Source organism: Arenibacter echinorum (genome assembly GCF_003259375.1).
GTDB lineage: Bacteria > Bacteroidota > Bacteroidia > Flavobacteriales > Flavobacteriaceae > Arenibacter > Arenibacter echinorum.
On record NZ_QLLN01000004.1, the window covers coordinates 72,970 to 89,298 of the forward strand.

Sequence of the window (16,329 nt, forward strand, 5' to 3'; positions counted from 1 at the left end):
TAGTTAAAATCAGGTTAACGACCTCTTTTTTAAGGTAATTACAGTAATTTCTGGCCATATACCCACCCTTCCAGGGTATCCCAAAAATCCAAATCCCCGGTTTACATTTATCATCTGCCCCATTTCTTCGTACACCCCGGCCCAATACTTATACCTCCATTTAGCCGGGCTCCATTTTATCCATCCTGGAATTTCTATTCCAAATTGCATCCCATGGGTATGTCCGCTTAAGGTGAGATGATAGTGATAATCATCTTTTAAAACTTGATCCTCCCAATGGGATGGATCATGGCTCATTAGAATTTTAAAATCATCCTTGTTAATATTGGAGACAGCCTTTTTAAGGTCTCCCGCTTTTTTAAATCCTCCCCTGCCCCAATTTTCAACACCTATCAAAGCAATCCTATCCCCTCCTTTTTGCAAGTACCTACTATCGTTTAATAAGAGGTCAAAGCCCATGTCCTTTTGAATATTTTTAAGATCGGTCAAGTTATTGCTTTTGGCCTCTTCGGTTTCCCAGCTTACATAATCCCCATAATCATGGTTCCCCAAGACTGAAAACTTCCCGTCTTTTGCGTTTAAGGTAGAAAAAAGGTCTTTCCAAGGCAACATTTCCTCTGCCATGTTGTTCACCATATCTCCCGTAAAAAGCAACACATCACTTTTTTGCTTATTTATCAAGTTTATTGCGTATTCAATTTTCTCCCTATTATCAAAACTACCACTGTGCACATCCGATATTTGGGTTATTTGATATCCATCGAAGCTATTGGGCAAATCGTCGAATTCCAAATTATACTTAAGTACTTTAAAATTATACTTCCCCTTAATCATCCCATACAACAAGGCCGAAAATGGCAAAGCGGCAATACCCATGGCAAGGGTACTTAAAAAACGTCTTCTCGCGGGTAGGCTGAATTCTTTGGTGCCGCCAAATATTTTGTGATAGCTTGCAGTAAGAAATCTAAAAATATCTTCGGAGAATAAAAATACAATGGTAATCAACATAAAAGTGAGGATTGCCAACAAGAGACCAAAAGCATAACTTTTTGGTACACTCAACACCCTACCAGGGGCATCGCCCATGGTAAACTGATAAATGAAATTCCCTAAAACAAATAGTGATAATGCCATATAAGCATAATAGACCCAGGGATATCGGGTTGAGGCCTTTATGGCTTGCAAAGTATAAATTCCGAGCGTTATATAAATGACAATAAAAACAATCCAACGTAGCATTCCTTATTTTTTTAGTAAAGATATTGGTTTCAAATCCATTAGGTGGTTTTTTACTTTTCTTTAACTAGGCGGACCACCTCCTTCAGAGTAGCCAAATCGCTGATGCCAATTTCATCATCCCTAAGAAACCCGGGGCTGCTCATTGGAATTTCAGGTGTATGATCCAACGTTTTATGAAATTTTATCCCGGACAAATGCACTGCGCCAAAGCCCGGCTGCTTAAATTCCAACACATTAGTATCGCGTATACCTCCCCCGGGCATTATAACACAGCCCTTGGATTTTTTTAACAACCCGGTCAACAACTCCATTCCTTGAACCGAAGAATTTTGCTGCCCAGAGCTTAATATGGTATCTACTTCCAATTCCTGCAATTGCAACAAAGTAGCCATAGGATCCCCTACCCAATCGAAAGCCCTGTGAAAGGTAAATTGCAAAGGTCTGGACACCTCTATCAATTCTTTTGTCCTTTTATAATCCAAGGTAAAATCCCTTAACAGCACCCCTGAAACAATTCCATTAAAACCGAGGTCCCTGCACAATGCAATATCCCTTTTCATAATCTCAAATTCCAGATCGGAATAGGTAAAATCCCCACTTCTGGGTCTTATCAATACATTTACTGGAATAGAAATATGTTTCTTTATAAGCTGCAAGAGACCAAAAGAAGGGGTGACCCCACCTACGGCAAGCTCCGCACACAACTCAATTCGGTCAGCACCAGCTTTTTGGGCATTTAGGGCAGATTCTAAAGAATTGGCACATACTTCTACAATCATATTTCTTATATTTAGAGCCTTAAAATTAAGTAACACTGTCTTATGAAAAGAAGAAATTTCCTTAAAAATTCCACCTTGAGTACCGCTGGAATAATATCAGCACCACTTTTCGCATCATATAGCGATGCAAAAAAAGAGTTACCGCCTACGTCAGAAGGTATGGAAACGGTAAAACCTATTGTCATTTGCACTTGGAATTTCAAGAATGCCACGGCAAAGGCTTGGGAGGTTCTGGAAAAAGGAGGCTCTTCGTTGGATGCAGTAGAACAAGGGGTAATGATAGAGGAGGCAGATCTTAGCAACGAAACGGTCGGCAACGGCGGAAGACCGGACAGGGATGGCCATGTTACCTTAGACGCCTGTATCATGGACAAGGATGGAAACTGCGGGGCGGTGTTATGTATGGAAAATATTGCCCATCCTATTTCTGTTGCAAGAAAGGTAATGGAAGACACACCCCATGTAATGTTGGCCGGAAAGGGAGCAGAGCAATTTGCCTATGAAAAAGGGTTCCCTAAAACCAATTTACTTACTGAAAAGGCAAAAAAAGACTGGTTGGAGTGGAAAAAGAAATCCAAGTACGAAACCATTATCAATATAGAAAACCACGATACCATAGGTATGTTGGCCATTGATAAAAATGGAGATATTGCGGGAGCCTGTACCACAAGTGGAATGGGCTATAAAATGGCCGGACGTGTTGGCGACTCCCCGATTATAGGGGCCGGACTGTTTGTAGACAACGAAGTTGGCGGGGCAACAGCAACAGGAGTCGGGGAAGAAGTAGTGCGAACCGTTGGCAGCTTCCTTATCGTGGAACTTATGCGCCAGGGGAAATCGCCACAAGAGGCATGCGAGGAAGGCGTAAGACGAATCATGGAAAAGAACAAGGACAGAAGGGATTTCCAAATTGGGTTTATCGCCATCAACAAGAAAGGGGAAACTGGAGGTTATTGCATACATCCTGGATTTAGCTATAGCAAATTTACAGAGGCAGGACAAAGCAACAACCCGACGGAGACTTTTTTGAAATCCTAATAATCAATTTCACAATATCCAAATCTTAACAAGACTCAAACATAATGGCTGAACAAAAAAGACTTTTCTTACTTGATGCATATGCACTCATTTTTCGGGGTTATTACGCACTCATAAAAAACCCAAGGATAAACTCCAAGGGAATGGATACCTCCGCCATTATGGGATTCATGAATTCTTTATTGGACGTAATAAGAAGGGAAAAACCGGATCATTTGGCAGTTTGTTTTGACAAGGGAGGAAGTGCCGACCGTACCGAAATGTTTGCCGAATACAAAGCCAATAGGGATGCCACTCCCGACGCCATTAAAATAGCCGTGCCTTATATTCAGAATATATTGAAGGCCATGCATATTCCCGTAGTGGAACTGGAAGGAATGGAGGCCGACGATATTATAGGCACCTTGGCCAAGCAGGCGGAAAAAGAAGACTATAAGGTATACATGGTTACCCCGGATAAAGATTTTGGACAATTGGTATCCGAGAACATTTTTATGTACCGCCCGGCAAGATTGGGCAATGGCATAGAAATTTGGGGCATTCCCGAAGTCCAAAAACGCTTTGGCGTTGAACGTCCGGAACAGGTAATAGATTATTTGGGGATGATGGGCGATGCAAGTGACAACATTCCAGGATTACCAGGAGTGGGCGACAAAACCGCCAAAAAATTTATTGAGGAATTCGGTTCAATGGAAAATTTGCTTGCCAATACCGATAAACTCAAAGGCAAAATGAAGGAAAAGGTCCAAGAAAATGCAGAGTTGGGCATTCTTTCCAAAAAACTGGCCACCATATTTGTGGATTGCGATGTAACCTTTGACGCCAAAGACTACGAGCTTTCCATGCCCGATGGCGAAAAAGTACAGGAGATTTTCGAGGAGCTGGAATTTCGTAGACTAAAAGACCAATTCCTAAAGCTCTTTTCGTCCGAATCGGATAGCGATAGCACAGCGGAGAGTAAGCAAGAGCCCAACACTTCAAAAAAGAAACAAACAGAGGCGGGAGGGGGCCAATTTTCCTTATTCGGAGGTGACGGTCAGGTCACGGGAGGAACAATAAAGGAAGTATCCAGTAGAAAAAATATAAAGGAAGTTTCCCATGTATACCAAAGTATACTGCCTGGGATGGCCATGAAACTTTTTATTCTGAATTTAATGAAACAAACTTCGGTTTGTTTTGACACCGAAACCACCGGACTTAATCCACTTACGGCAGAGTTGGTGGGAATAGCTTTTAGCTGGGAAGCCGGTAAAGGATTTTATGTTCCATTTCCCGAAGACAGGGAGCAGGCACAGGAGATTATTGAACAGATACGACCTTTTTTTGAGGCGGAAGACATTGAAAAAATTGGGCAGAACCTAAAGTATGACATCAAGGTGCTGCACAAATATAACATCTCCTTAAAGGGCAAATGCTTTGATACCATGCTTGCCCATTACCTTATTAATCCGGACATGCGCCATAACATGGATGTGTTGGCAGAAACTTACTTAAACTACACCCCCGTTTCAATAACGGAGCTAATTGGAAAAAAAGGAAAAAACCAATTATCTATGAGGGATGTTCCTTTGGAACAACAAACCGAATATGCCGTAGAGGATGCCGATATCACTTTTCAATTGGCACAACACTTTCGACCAGAATTGAAAGAGGCAAAGACGGAGGAATTATTCAATAATATAGAAATTCCCTTATTACACGTCCTGGCCGACATGGAACAGGAAGGAATCAACCTGGACAAGGCCTTTTTAAATTCGCTTGCCAAGGATCTGGACAACGACATCAAAAACCTGGAATTAAAGATCTACAAGGAAGCAGGGGAGGAATTCAATATTGCGTCACCAAAACAATTGGGTGAAATATTATTCGATAAACTAAAACTGGTGGACAAACCCAAAAAGACCAAAACGGGTCAATATTCCACAGCAGAAGATGTACTGTCCTATCTGGCAAAAGACCATGAAATAATTCAAAGTGTATTGGACTATCGTGGGCTCAGCAAACTAAAGAGCACCTATGTGGATGCCCTACCGGAACAAATTGAGGAAAGTACAGGCCGAGTACATACGGACTATATGCAAACCGTTGCCGCAACCGGAAGGTTAAGCAGCAACAACCCCAACCTTCAAAACATCCCCATTAGAACGGAACGGGGAAGACAGGTAAGAAAGGCATTTATTCCAAGAAACGAAAACTACACCTTATTGGCAGCGGATTATTCGCAGATAGAATTGCGGATTATTGCCGCTCTTAGCGATGAGTCTACCATGATAGAGGCCTTTAAAAACGGAGAGGATATTCACGCCTCCACCGCTTCCAAGGTATTTAATGTCCCCTTAGAAGATGTTACCAGGGAACAGAGAAGCAATGCCAAGACAGTGAATTTTGGAATAATATATGGAGTTTCGGCTTTTGGATTGAGCAACCAAACCGACCTATCCCGTGCGGAAGCCAAGGAGCTAATAGAGACCTATTATAAAACCTACCCAAAATTGCGCAACTATATTAGTGAACAAATAGAATTCGCTAGAGAAAATGGGTACGTGCAAACGGTATTGGGGAGACGCAGATACTTAAAGGATATTAATGGAAGTAATGCCATTGTACGTGGAGCCGCGGAACGCAACGCAGTAAATGCGCCAATTCAGGGAAGTGCCGCTGATATTATAAAAATTGCAATGATCAATATTCATAAAAAACTCGAAGAAGGAAAATACCAAAGTAAGATGCTCCTACAAGTGCATGATGAATTGGTGTTCGACGTATATAAGCCCGAATTGGAGGAATTAAAGACCATGATCAAGACAGAAATGGAAAACGCCTATAAATTATCCGTGCCCTTAGATGTGGAATTGGGCGTTGGAAATAATTGGCTGGAGGCCCATTAAGCCCAGGCTTATAAAAAACAGGAATGCCGTTGGTTTAAAACAACGGCATTCCTGTTTTAAGTTATAGCTATTTATCAGGATATTATTTTCTCTTAAAGAGAAGCTGTCCACCTGCATTTAAATTTGGAATATCAAGGTCAGCTGCATCCAAGGTCATAACATCACCATCAATGGTCACATCTACAGAGATCTCCTGCTGATATTCATCCGTATAGGTTAGTTTGCCATCGGCATAAACATAAACAGTGGTTTCCGTATCCTTTTCGGTAGGACAAGGAATATCAAAACCATTCCCTTCGGAATTTAAACCAATTTCCAGATACTGTATCGAATTTTCAATGATAATCGTTAAATCCTGTTTAAAATCGAAACTCAGTACATAACACTCTTTCGCAGTTAAAAAGGCCAATAAATCCCTGGCATTTTTTTCATCATCACTGGCGGTATCATTATTAACCTTAAGTTCATAGGCTTGCCACACGCCCACTATCGAGTCCTCCTTGGATTTATCATCATCACTGTCCGAGGAACATGAAAAGAAAAGACCGGTAACAAGAAAAAGTAATAAAAACTTAATTTTCATCTTTTTTTAAAATTTACATTGTATTAAAAGCTAACGCATTATAGTACAAATTAGTATCCCAGCTAATCCAAACAATTGAACAGGCTGCCAAACTTAGCCAAACTGCGCCTAAAAACTAAGAAAATTGGATACTCAATGTATTGAAATTTAAAAACATTGACCATGTTTTGACAATCTGCCATATCAACTCCAAAAAGCCAATAAAACTTCTTTGAATTTATGCCGAGCAAAAGTCTTATAGTATACAAAAACCAATTATTGGGCTGGCAAAGTTTGCTTAATTTCACAATATTGGAAAAAACTATAAAATAATAAGAAACAACCATTTGGAATTCAACTTAATAATTGTACATTTGCAGCCCGTTAAACGGGATTGAAGTGTTTAATCAATAAATATATTAGTGTGGATACATTAAGCTACAAGACGATTTCGGCCAATAAGGCGACCGTTGACAAACAATGGTTACTAGTTGATGCTGAAGGAGAAACATTGGGCCGTCTTGCTTCTAAAGTAGCGCAGTTACTTAGAGGGAAGTACAAGCCTAGTTTTACACCACATGTTGATTGTGGGGATAATGTTGTTATTATCAATGCAGAAAAAATCAACCTAACCGGAAAGAAGTGGGATTCAAAAACTTACGTTCGTCACACCGGTTATCCAGGAGGCCAGAGGTTTACAACGGCTAAAGAAATGTTGGCTAAAGATCCAGCGCGTATACTAGAGAAATCGATTAAAGGTATGTTGCCCAAAAACAAATTGGGTGCAGAGCTTTTCCGTAATCTGAAGGTGTATGCAGGCTCAGCCCACAACCAAGAAGCACAAAAACCAACAGCAATTAACTTAAACGATTTTAAGTAATGGAAATGATTCATAAAATTGGTAGAAGAAAAACTGCAGTTGCCAGAGTTTATGTTACTGAAGGTAAAGGTAACATTACCATCAACAAGAGAGACTTAAGCAACTATTTTCCTACAGCAACATTACAGTACAAAGTAAAGCAGCCATTTACCTTAACCAACAACGAAGAAAACTTCGACGTAAAAGTTAATGTATATGGTGGCGGTATTACAGGACAGGCGGAAGCAGTTCGTTTGGCATTGTCCAGAGCATTATGCGAAATGGATGCCGAGAACAGATTGGTTCTTAAGCCAGAAGGTCTTTTAACCAGAGATCCAAGAATGGTTGAACGTAAGAAATTTGGTCAGAAGAAAGCTCGTAAGAAATTCCAGTTCTCTAAACGTTAATACCGTATTAACAAATCAAATACTGAAATACGGCAATTCTCTTAATGGTTATCATGAAGAAATTGGCAGATTTGGTATAATTTTTAATTGTTCATTGAAAACCCTTGTCATAGGGTAAGTAATAATCCAAAGTTAATCATAGGGTTTCTCCTTAAGGGAAAATTCAATGCATTCAAATTCTGGATAAATTAGTTTAGCATCTAAATATTAAAGGCTGCCTACAGGCACCACTTTAGTATTGCTAATTCAAAGGAACGTAAACTAAAAAATAAAAATGGCAAACAAAGTTGAAGTAAAAGACCTTTTAGAGGCAGGTGTACATTTTGGTCACCTTACCAGAAAATGGAATCCGAACATGGCTCCCTATATCTACATGGAGCGTAACGGAATTCACGTTATCAATCTTTATAAAACAGTTGCAAAACTAGATGAGACCAACGAGGCTCTTAAAAAAATTGCAGCATCAGGTAGAAAAATACTTTTCGTAGCTACCAAAAAACAAGCAAAGGATATTGTTGCTGAAAAAGCAGGCAATGTAAACATGCCCTACATCACTGAAAGATGGCCAGGTGGTATGTTGACCAATTTCGTTACTATTCGTAAAGCCGTAAAGAAAATGGCTTCTATTGATAGAATGAAGAAAGACGGTACCTTTAACACGCTTTCCAAAAAAGAGCGTTTACAAGTTGACCGTTTGCGTGCCAAGTTGGAAAAAAACTTAGGTTCTATTTCTGAAATGACACGTCTACCAGCTGCTTTGTTTATTGTTGACACCATGCGTGAGCACATCGCTGTAAAAGAAGCACAAAAATTGAACATTCCAATTTTTGCAATGGTAGATACCAATTCCGATCCAAGACCAATCGATTTTATCGTTCCATCCAATGATGATGCCTCCAAATCCATAGAGGTTATTATGGCATCTGTAACTTCAGCTATTGCAGAAGGATTAACAGAACGTAAATCTGAAAAGCAAAGTGAGAAAGAAGGTGGAGATGAAGCCAAACCAAAGGAGAAAAAAGCAAAGGTAGCCTCAGAAGAAAAAGAATCGGAACCAAAAGCAGAGAAAGCTCCCAAAAAAGCTAGTACTTCTGGAGACGATCTAACTAAAGTAGAAGGCATTGGCCCAAAGATTGCTGAAATTTTTCAAGAAGCAGGTATAAACACTTTTGCTGATCTAGCCGACAAATCAGAAGAAGATCTTAAGGACATCCTTACTGAATCAGGCCCAAGATACGCTTCCAAAAATCCAGCGTCATGGCCTAAGCAGGCTCAAATGGCTGCAGATGGTAAATGGGATGAATTGCAGGAATGGCAAGATAGCGTTAAGGGAGGAATAGAATAATTCTCTTTTTACTAAAAACAGAATATAAATTTAACATTAACCTAGATTAGGATTACATTTCAATCTTAATTTAGGTGAAAATTAAAACAAAATAAAATGGCTAAAATTACCGCCGCTGAGGTAAACAAATTAAGACAAACAACGGGTGCAGGCATGATGGATTGCAAAAATGCATTGGTTGAAGCAGAAGGGGATTTTGAATTGGCAATTGAAATCTTACGTAAAAAAGGACAAAAAGTTGCCGCCAAAAGAGCTGACCGTGATTCTTCCGAGGGTGCTGCTATTGCCAAAGTAAATGCAGACAACACTACTGGAGTTATCATTTCTTTGAACTGTGAAACCGATTTCGTTGCCAAGAACGACACTTTTGTTGCTTTGGCCAACGACTTGGCAGACCTAGCCTTAAATTTCGACACTAAAGAAGATTTCTTGAATGCCGATTACAAAGGAAACTCTGTACAGGATAAACTTACCGAACAAACAGGTGTTATTGGCGAGAAAATTGAAATAGGTGGATTCAGCAAACTTTCCGCTCCATTTGTTGGTTCTTACATTCACGCTGGAAATAAAATAGCTACTTTAGTAGGACTTTCTGCTGCTGTTGAGGGTGCTGACGTTGCCGCTAAAGATGTTGCCATGCAGGCAGCCGCTATGAATCCAGTAGCTTTGAACGAAGAAGGAGTTGATCAGTCGATTATTGATAAAGAAATCGAAATTGCCAAAGATCAATTACGTCAAGAAGGAAAGCCAGAAGCTATGTTGGACAATATCGCTAAAGGTAAATTGAACCGTTTCTTCAAAGACAATACTTTGGTGAACCAAGATTTTATTAAGGACAGCAAACAAAGTGTAGCCCAATACGTAAAATCTGTTGATTCCAAATTGGAAGTAACAGGATTTAAAAGGGTTGCTTTAGGATAATCCTTAAGTACCAAGCATATAAAAAACGCCTTTACAATGTAAAGGCGTTTTTTTATGCACTAAAATCAGATTATAGAATTTGTAAGCCTAAATAAAGGCAAGGAAATTGTTATCCAGTTTCTTACCTAAATATTAACATTGAAAGGCATAATACATTCCAATTTAACCACTTGCTCTTTTTCTTAATTGCTTTGTCGACAGCTATTAACCTTTCAACCACGCTTCCCGCAGTTTGATCTGTTGTTCGCCAGCCCCTTCCATTGGAACCAACTTAACGACATCCAAAGTAGGCACCCCAACCTTCCCGCTCAATGTAATTTCCTCATCCCCTCTTTGCACCACCATTACAATTTCCTTGTCGGAATCCCAATTTATGCTCTGCCCTATAAGTAATCGAATATTGACCAGATTGGTCAATTTACCATCAACACTCTTGATTATATCTCCCCCTTTGGCTCCCAAATTATTAAAAAAGCTGTTCAATTGAATGCCTTCCCTAACAAAAATGGCATTGTCATTTGCCGGATCTACATCTATGTAAGGTACCTCACCATCAAAAAAATATCCTGTAGCCTCTTCCTGCTCCGTTGTTTGTAGTCCCACCTTTTTCCAATACGCATCGTAATCTATAGGTGTATTTCCAATGACATTGGTATTAAAGAATTCTCCTATTTCCGTATACGTCATAGCAATGATTTCATCAATCAACTTGTCATCCTCAAAAGGTTTGGAATCTCCATATTTTTTGGAAAGTTCCTTCATCAACCATAAAACACCTTTTTCCCCTCCACTTAACTCCCTAAGGTTAATATCCAAAGCCATATTAATCAATGCCCCTTTTTCATAAACGTTGGCATAATTTTTCTTGTAGGGCTCTTCCAATATATTTTTGCTCATTACGATAAAAGACATCCTATCATCATAGGTTTTGGATCTCTCGATCTTCTCCATAAGCCTTTGATAAAAATCTTCCTCGGTAATCAACCCTTGTTGAATTTGAAAAAGATTGGCAAAATATTCGGTAGTCCCTTCATACATCCATAAGTGCATGGACATTTTGGGGTGATTAAAATCAAAATATTGTATTTCATTGGAGTGAACCGTCAAGGGAGTAACGATATGAAAAAATTCATGGGCAACCGTGTCAAAAATTGCCTCTTCCAATCGCTCCTTCGATATTTGTTCCGGCATTACCACTACCGTAGAAGTATGGTGCTCCAATGCCCCAAAACCTATAGCATCATTATCATCCATATTGGAAAGATAAAGAATAATGGTATAGTGCTTGGTACTGTTAATATCTCCCAGAAATGCCTTTTGACCCCGCATCATTTTTTCCATCCCTGCCTTTAAACTAGCAGCTGTAAAAAGACCATTGGGAGAATAAACACTTAAGGTTACCGCAATATCGTTTACTTGAAATGTTTCCGTACTTGGGTTGGAGTACATTATAGGATTATCTATAACCTCAAAATAACGATTGGCCACAAAAATATCTGTTTCCGGCCTATTTACATCCTGTATTCCTTTAACCAAGGACGTTACAGGCTCCAATCCATCTGGGGCAGAAATTTCCAATGAATAAGGTATTTCTTCAAGACCATCAAAATAACCCACAAAGCCATGAAGGTTCAACATAAAGTTCTTCCCCTTTAGAATATTGGTCCCGGACGGTGAAAAGACAGGATCACTCACCTCTACTTCGGTATCATAGGTATCGTTTACCCAATAATCAATTTTATCCAAATCCTTGGCATTGATAATCCTCCAAGTATTATCATCCAACTTTTCTACCTTTAACTCCCCTCCTTTGTAATCCAGGGCCTTGAATTGCTCTATATACTTTCCATAATTGTCATCGCTATAGGTGCCCGGCACTGTCTTAGGAATAAAAAAGGAAACTGTATCGGCTACAAATGCCGCCGGATCCAAAATCACATTTACTTTATCGTCTACAACATTGATCAAATTGATTTTCGCAATTACTGAGGCCTTATCGGCAAACACCAAGGTCTTTGTGGTGCCACAACCTTGGAACACCAAAATTGCAACCCCTAAAATCCATGATTTTTTAAATAACCCTATTCTATTCGTCATTTTTTATTGATTTTATTAATCGTTTTTTCCAAAAATACCATACCCCTCTAGGCACTGACATAGCAGGAAATGGCATTTTTCAGTTATAAAATGGTGGAACTGGAAAAACTGACGCAAGATTATAAAAATAAATCTACCTTCCCATATGCATTAGGAAATAATTAAGGATAGACGAATCGTACGCGCCAAGCCACTTCATAAATATTTTTGATTATTTTTGCATGAAATTAATCAACATCACGATGCATTACAAAAGAATACTTTTAAAACTCAGTGGAGAAGCCCTTATGGGCACTAAGCAATACGGCATAGACGCACAGCGTTTATCCGAATACGCAGAGGAGATCAAGGAAGTAGTTGACAAAGGTATAGAAGTTGCTATTGTAATCGGTGGTGGAAATATTTTCAGAGGATTGGCAGGTGCCAGTAACGGAATGGACAGGGTACAAGCGGACCATATGGGGATGTTGGCCACCGTGATAAATGGATTGGCCCTACAAAGTGCCTTGGAATTGCAGGGAGTACAGACCAGATTACAATCTGCCATAAAAATAAATGAGGTAGCCGAACCTTTTATCAGAAGACGCGCCATGCGACATTTGGAAAAAGGCAGAGTAGTCATATTTGGCGGCGGTACAGGAAATCCATATTTCACCACAGATTCCGCTGCTGTATTAAGAGCTATAGAAATTGAAGCCGATGTAATTTTAAAAGGGACCCGAGTGGACGGTATTTATACCTCCGACCCGGAAAAAGACAAAACAGCTACCAAATTTGACACGATAACCTTTAAAGATGTACTAACAAAGGGACTAAAAGTTATGGATACCACAGCCTTTACCCTAAGCCAGGAAAACGAATTGCCTATTGTTGTTTTTGACATGAACAAAAAAGGAAACCTTATGAAGTTGGTTTCCGGAGAGAATATAGGAACCGTTGTAAATCTATAGTTTTGGCACTATTTGTGTTAAATCATTAAAAAAAATAGCATATGAACGAAGAAATTAAATTTATACTGGATACTACCCAAGAAGGGATGGATAGTGCTATAGCACACCTTGAAAAAATGTTTTTAAAAATTAGGGCCGGAAAGGCAAGTCCGGTAATGTTGTCCAGTGTAATGGTGGAATATTACGGCTCCCCCACCCCATTGTCCCAGGTTGCAAATGTGAATACCCCAGACGCAAGGACCTTGTCCGTTCAGCCATGGGAAAAGAACATGCTACATGAAATTGAAAAAGCCATAATGAACGCCAATCTTGGATTTAATCCTATGAACAACGGCGATTTCGTAATTATAAACGTACCTCCCCTAACGGAAGAAAGAAGAAGGGATTTGGTAAAACAGGCAAAGGCTGAAGCGGAAGACGCAAAGATAGGTGTCCGCAATGCACGTCAGGAAGCCAACAAAGAAATTAGAGGCCTGGAAGCGTCAGAAGATTTACAGAAGAACGCAGAAGCCGATGTTCAGGCACTCACCGATAAGTATATTAGAAAGATAGATGCCTTCCTTGAGTCCAAGGAGGCGGAAATCATGAAGGTATAATCCTCAAAGTATCAAAACTAAAAGAGCGACCCCTAGGGGTCGCTCTTTTAGTTTTTCCCGACCCTTACTATTTAGTACCAGCTTCCTAGGAACAATAACAATCATTCTCTACCTTTGCGCTCGAATAATTTTAGAATCCGAAAGACCTGTTTAAATCATAACGGTTTATTGGTTTTTTTAAGGTTTATATGCCAAATAAGCATTCTATAATAAGACGTTTCACTAGATGGTTGCAAAGTTAACGCGAGGATTTTGGGCAAAAATAGCACGGATAATACTTAGGAACAGAATTATAATTCTAGTCCTACTGGCCATTATGACCATTTTTATGTCCATGCAATGGGACAAAATGAGGTTTTCCAATTCGCAGGCCAACCTCCTGCCAGATCACCACCCTGTAAACCTGGAATATCTTTCTTTTCTAAAACAATTTGGGGAAGAAGGCAATGTTGTTGTTTTGGCCGTTAAGGACAGTTCCCTATTTACCCCTGAAAAATTTAATCGCTGGAACAAGCTCAGTAAGCAACTAGGGGCCTTCCCTGAGGTGGACTTTGTATTGTCCACAGACAATTTACAAGAGCTCGTAAAAGACACTGTAAAACAAGAATTTGTTATGCAGCCTTTTATAAAACAAACCCCACAAACCAAAAAGGAGGTTGACAGTCTAACCAATCATCTTTTTAATGATCTTCCCTTTTACGATAACCTTATCTACAATAAAAAAACACATACCATACGCAGTGTAATTTATTTGGACAAGGATATTGTAAATACCTCCGTACGCAAGGACTTTATATTGGAAGACCTGTCTACTTTGGTCAAAAATTTTGAAAAAGAAACCGGCCTCGATGTTCATATTTCAGGCATGCCCTATATTAGAACAATGAACTCCCAAAATATCATTGATGAAATTGGGAAATTTATTCTTGCGGCACTAGGGGTTACCTCCTTGATCTTCTTTTTCTTTTTCAGAAGTTTTAGGGCTACAATGATTTCCATGTTCGTGGTAATTATCGGGGTTATGTGGGCTTTTGGAATATTGGGCCTGTTACAATACGAGATTACGGTACTTACCGCCCTAATTCCACCATTAATTATTGTTATTGGTATTCCCAACTGTATCTTTCTTATCAACAAATACCAACAAGAAGTTAAAAAGCACGGAAACCAGGCCTTGTCATTACAACGTGTAATCTCAAAAATTGGTAACGCAACCTTAATGACCAATGTTACTACAGCTTCAGGTTTTGCCACATTTATTATTACGGATAGCAAACTACTCAAAGAATTCGGTATTGTTGCCTCCATCAATATTATCGGAATATTTGTGCTTTCCCTCTTGATAATTCCGATTATCTATAGCTTCATGTCCCTTCCAAAACACAAGCATTTAAAACACTTGAATACGAAGTGGATAGAAACTTTTGTTAGCTGGATGGAAAGAATTGTTAGAGAGAGAAGGATTACTGTTTATATAGTATCCATTGCTCTTTTGGTAACTAGTATAATTGGAATTTATCAAATAGACATTTCCGGAAGCCCTATAGAGGACATGCCAAAAAAAGCCGAGTTTTTTCAGGATATACGGTTTTTTGAACAGGAGTTTGACGGAATAATGCCCGTAGAAATTGTGGTAGATACCGAGAGGCCCAAAGGGGTCTTAAAACCTACCACCCTGAGAAAGATGGACGAGTTGGGTACGGTGATAAATGAAATTCCCGAACTTTCCAGACCAGTTTCAGTGGTGGATTTAGTTAAATATTCCAAACAGGCCTTTTACAGCGGCATCCCCAAATATTATCAACTGCCCACCTCCCAAGAAAACACTTTTATTATGGATGTCGCCCGCAAATCAGCAGACAACGGCAACCTACTGAGTAGTTTTGTAGATAGCACCGGACAGGTAGCGCGGATGACCACGTACATGAAGGATGTTAAAACATCCCGAATGGAAGCCATAGAGGCTAAACTAAAGGAAAACATTGACAAAATCTTTCCTGCGGACAGGTACACGGTTACCATGACCGGGAGCGCCCTTCTATTTTTAAAGGGGACCAAATATTTGGTAAAAAACCTGATTATGTCCCTGGCCTTGGCCATTGGCCTTATTGCCCTCTTTATGGCCTATCTTTTCCGATCGTTTAGAATGATCGTAATTTCATTGATACCCAACTTATTGCCGCTGGTGATAACAGCAGGAGTAATGGGATTTGTAGGGGTGCCCATTAAGCCTTCCACTATTTTGGTGTTTAGTATCGCTTTTGGAATTTCGGTAGACGACACCATACACTTTTTGGCCAAATACCGGCAGGAACTCACAAGCAACCATTGGAGGATTAAAAAATCGGTCTATGCAGCCTTAAGGGAAACCGGAGTAAGCATGTTTTACACCTCCATTGTACTGTTTTTTGGATTTTCGGTCTTCATAATATCAAGTTTCGGAGGAACTGTGGCTTTAGGAGCATTGGTTTCGGCTACCTTATTGTTCGCCATGCTGGCCAACCTTATTTTATTACCCTCTTTGCTCCTTTCTTTGGAAAGAAGCATTGCCAACAAACAGGTACTAAAAGAACCACAAATAGACATTCTTCCCAAGGAAGAACTCAATATCACGGATAAGGAGGAATAGTCCGTTGATTAAAATATTT

Annotated in this window: 13 protein-coding genes; 9 read left to right on the plus strand and 4 right to left on the minus strand. The window is 39.6% G+C overall.

From position 1 onward, the window contains the following. Positions 1-9: 9 nt before the first annotated feature. Together LV92_RS10830 and LV92_RS10835 are read right to left on the minus strand one after the other, a co-directional pair. Complete coding sequence (locus LV92_RS10830) at positions 10-1,239, minus strand: metallophosphoesterase (protein ID WP_111623684.1); 1,230 nt, start codon at positions 1,237-1,239, stop codon at positions 10-12. Positions 1,240-1,289: 50 nt separating this feature from the next. Next, positions 1,290-2,018 (minus strand): copper homeostasis protein CutC, encoded by a 729-nt coding sequence (locus tag LV92_RS10835; protein ID WP_111623685.1) that lies wholly within the window; start codon positions 2,016-2,018, stop codon positions 1,290-1,292. A gap of 42 nt (positions 2,019-2,060) precedes the next feature. On the opposite strand from LV92_RS10835, the gene LV92_RS10840 reads away from it, so the two are divergent. Then, positions 2,061-3,056, plus strand: a complete 996-nt coding sequence (locus LV92_RS10840) for an isoaspartyl peptidase/L-asparaginase family protein (RefSeq protein WP_111623686.1) — start codon at positions 2,061-2,063, stop codon at positions 3,054-3,056. Positions 3,057-3,100: 44 nt separating this feature from the next. After that, complete coding sequence (polA, locus tag LV92_RS10845) at positions 3,101-5,944, plus strand: DNA polymerase I (RefSeq protein WP_111623687.1); 2,844 nt, start codon at positions 3,101-3,103, stop codon at positions 5,942-5,944. Between the two features lie 82 nt (positions 5,945-6,026). On the opposite strand, the gene LV92_RS10850 is transcribed toward polA, so the two are convergent. Continuing rightward, entirely contained in the window at positions 6,027-6,527 is a 501-nt protein-coding gene (locus LV92_RS10850) for a hypothetical protein (RefSeq protein WP_111623688.1), read from the minus strand. A gap of 403 nt (positions 6,528-6,930) precedes the next feature. Between LV92_RS10850 and rplM the strand changes: the two genes are divergently transcribed. From rplM to tsf, 4 genes are all read left to right on the plus strand, one after another. Beyond that, positions 6,931-7,386 (plus strand): 50S ribosomal protein L13, encoded by a 456-nt coding sequence (gene rplM / locus LV92_RS10860; RefSeq protein WP_111624106.1) that lies wholly within the window; start codon positions 6,931-6,933, stop codon positions 7,384-7,386. After that, positions 7,386-7,772 (plus strand): 30S ribosomal protein S9, encoded by a 387-nt coding sequence (gene rpsI, locus LV92_RS10865; protein WP_111623690.1) that lies wholly within the window; start codon positions 7,386-7,388, stop codon positions 7,770-7,772. Before rplM ends, rpsI begins: the two co-directional genes overlap by 1 nt. Before the next feature lie 274 nt (positions 7,773-8,046). Next, positions 8,047-9,117, plus strand: a complete 1,071-nt coding sequence (gene rpsB, locus LV92_RS10870; protein ID WP_111623691.1) for a 30S ribosomal protein S2 — start codon at positions 8,047-8,049, stop codon at positions 9,115-9,117. A gap of 96 nt (positions 9,118-9,213) precedes the next feature. Further along, on the plus strand, positions 9,214-10,038 hold the full coding sequence (gene tsf, locus LV92_RS10875) for a translation elongation factor Ts (protein ID WP_111623692.1): 825 nt from the start codon (positions 9,214-9,216) through the stop codon (positions 10,036-10,038). Positions 10,039-10,242: 204 nt separating this feature from the next. Here the strand turns inward: tsf and LV92_RS10880 are convergent, their stop codons facing one another. After that, on the minus strand, positions 10,243-12,135 hold the full coding sequence (locus tag LV92_RS10880) for a M61 family metallopeptidase (protein ID WP_111623693.1): 1,893 nt from the start codon (positions 12,133-12,135) through the stop codon (positions 10,243-10,245). 242 nt (positions 12,136-12,377) lie between these two features. Here LV92_RS10880 and pyrH point away from each other — a divergent pair, with 242 nt between their 5' ends. From pyrH to LV92_RS10895, 3 genes are all read left to right on the plus strand, one after another. Next, complete coding sequence (gene pyrH, locus LV92_RS10885) at positions 12,378-13,085, plus strand: UMP kinase (RefSeq protein WP_111623694.1); 708 nt, start codon at positions 12,378-12,380, stop codon at positions 13,083-13,085. A gap of 41 nt (positions 13,086-13,126) precedes the next feature. Next, the gene (gene frr, locus LV92_RS10890; RefSeq protein ID WP_111623695.1) at positions 13,127-13,681 is read left to right on the plus strand and encodes a ribosome recycling factor; all 555 of its coding nucleotides are present in this window, start codon (positions 13,127-13,129) and stop codon (positions 13,679-13,681) included. Positions 13,682-13,907: 226 nt separating this feature from the next. Further along, positions 13,908-16,310: an efflux RND transporter permease subunit gene (locus LV92_RS10895; protein ID WP_111623696.1), complete on the plus strand. Its 2,403-nt coding sequence runs from the start codon at positions 13,908-13,910 to the stop codon at positions 16,308-16,310. Positions 16,311-16,329: the final 19 nt, after the last annotated feature.

Bases quoted from the DNA above. Each gene is read 5' to 3' on its own strand.
- polA (WP_111623687.1), top strand. From the start codon at position 3,101: ATGGCTGAACAAAAAAGACTTTTCTTACTTGATGCATATGCACTCATT.
- LV92_RS10840 (WP_111623686.1), top strand. From the start codon at position 2,061: ATGAAAAGAAGAAATTTCCTTAAAAATTCCACCTTGAGTACCGCTGGA.
- LV92_RS10880 (WP_111623693.1), bottom strand. From the start codon at position 12,135: ATGACGAATAGAATAGGGTTATTTAAAAAATCATGGATTTTAGGGGTT.
- rpsB (WP_111623691.1), top strand. From the start codon at position 8,047: ATGGCAAACAAAGTTGAAGTAAAAGACCTTTTAGAGGCAGGTGTACAT.
- tsf (WP_111623692.1), top strand. From the start codon at position 9,214: ATGGCTAAAATTACCGCCGCTGAGGTAAACAAATTAAGACAAACAACG.
- LV92_RS10835 (WP_111623685.1), bottom strand. From the start codon at position 2,018: ATGATTGTAGAAGTATGTGCCAATTCTTTAGAATCTGCCCTAAATGCC.
- frr (WP_111623695.1), top strand. From the start codon at position 13,127: ATGAACGAAGAAATTAAATTTATACTGGATACTACCCAAGAAGGGATG.
- LV92_RS10830 (WP_111623684.1), bottom strand. From the start codon at position 1,239: ATGCTACGTTGGATTGTTTTTATTGTCATTTATATAACGCTCGGAATT.
- LV92_RS10850 (WP_111623688.1), bottom strand. From the start codon at position 6,527: ATGAAAATTAAGTTTTTATTACTTTTTCTTGTTACCGGTCTTTTCTTT.
- rpsI (WP_111623690.1), top strand. From the start codon at position 7,386: ATGGAAATGATTCATAAAATTGGTAGAAGAAAAACTGCAGTTGCCAGA.
- LV92_RS10895 (WP_111623696.1), top strand. From the start codon at position 13,908: ATGGTTGCAAAGTTAACGCGAGGATTTTGGGCAAAAATAGCACGGATA.
- pyrH (WP_111623694.1), top strand. From the start codon at position 12,378: ATGCATTACAAAAGAATACTTTTAAAACTCAGTGGAGAAGCCCTTATG.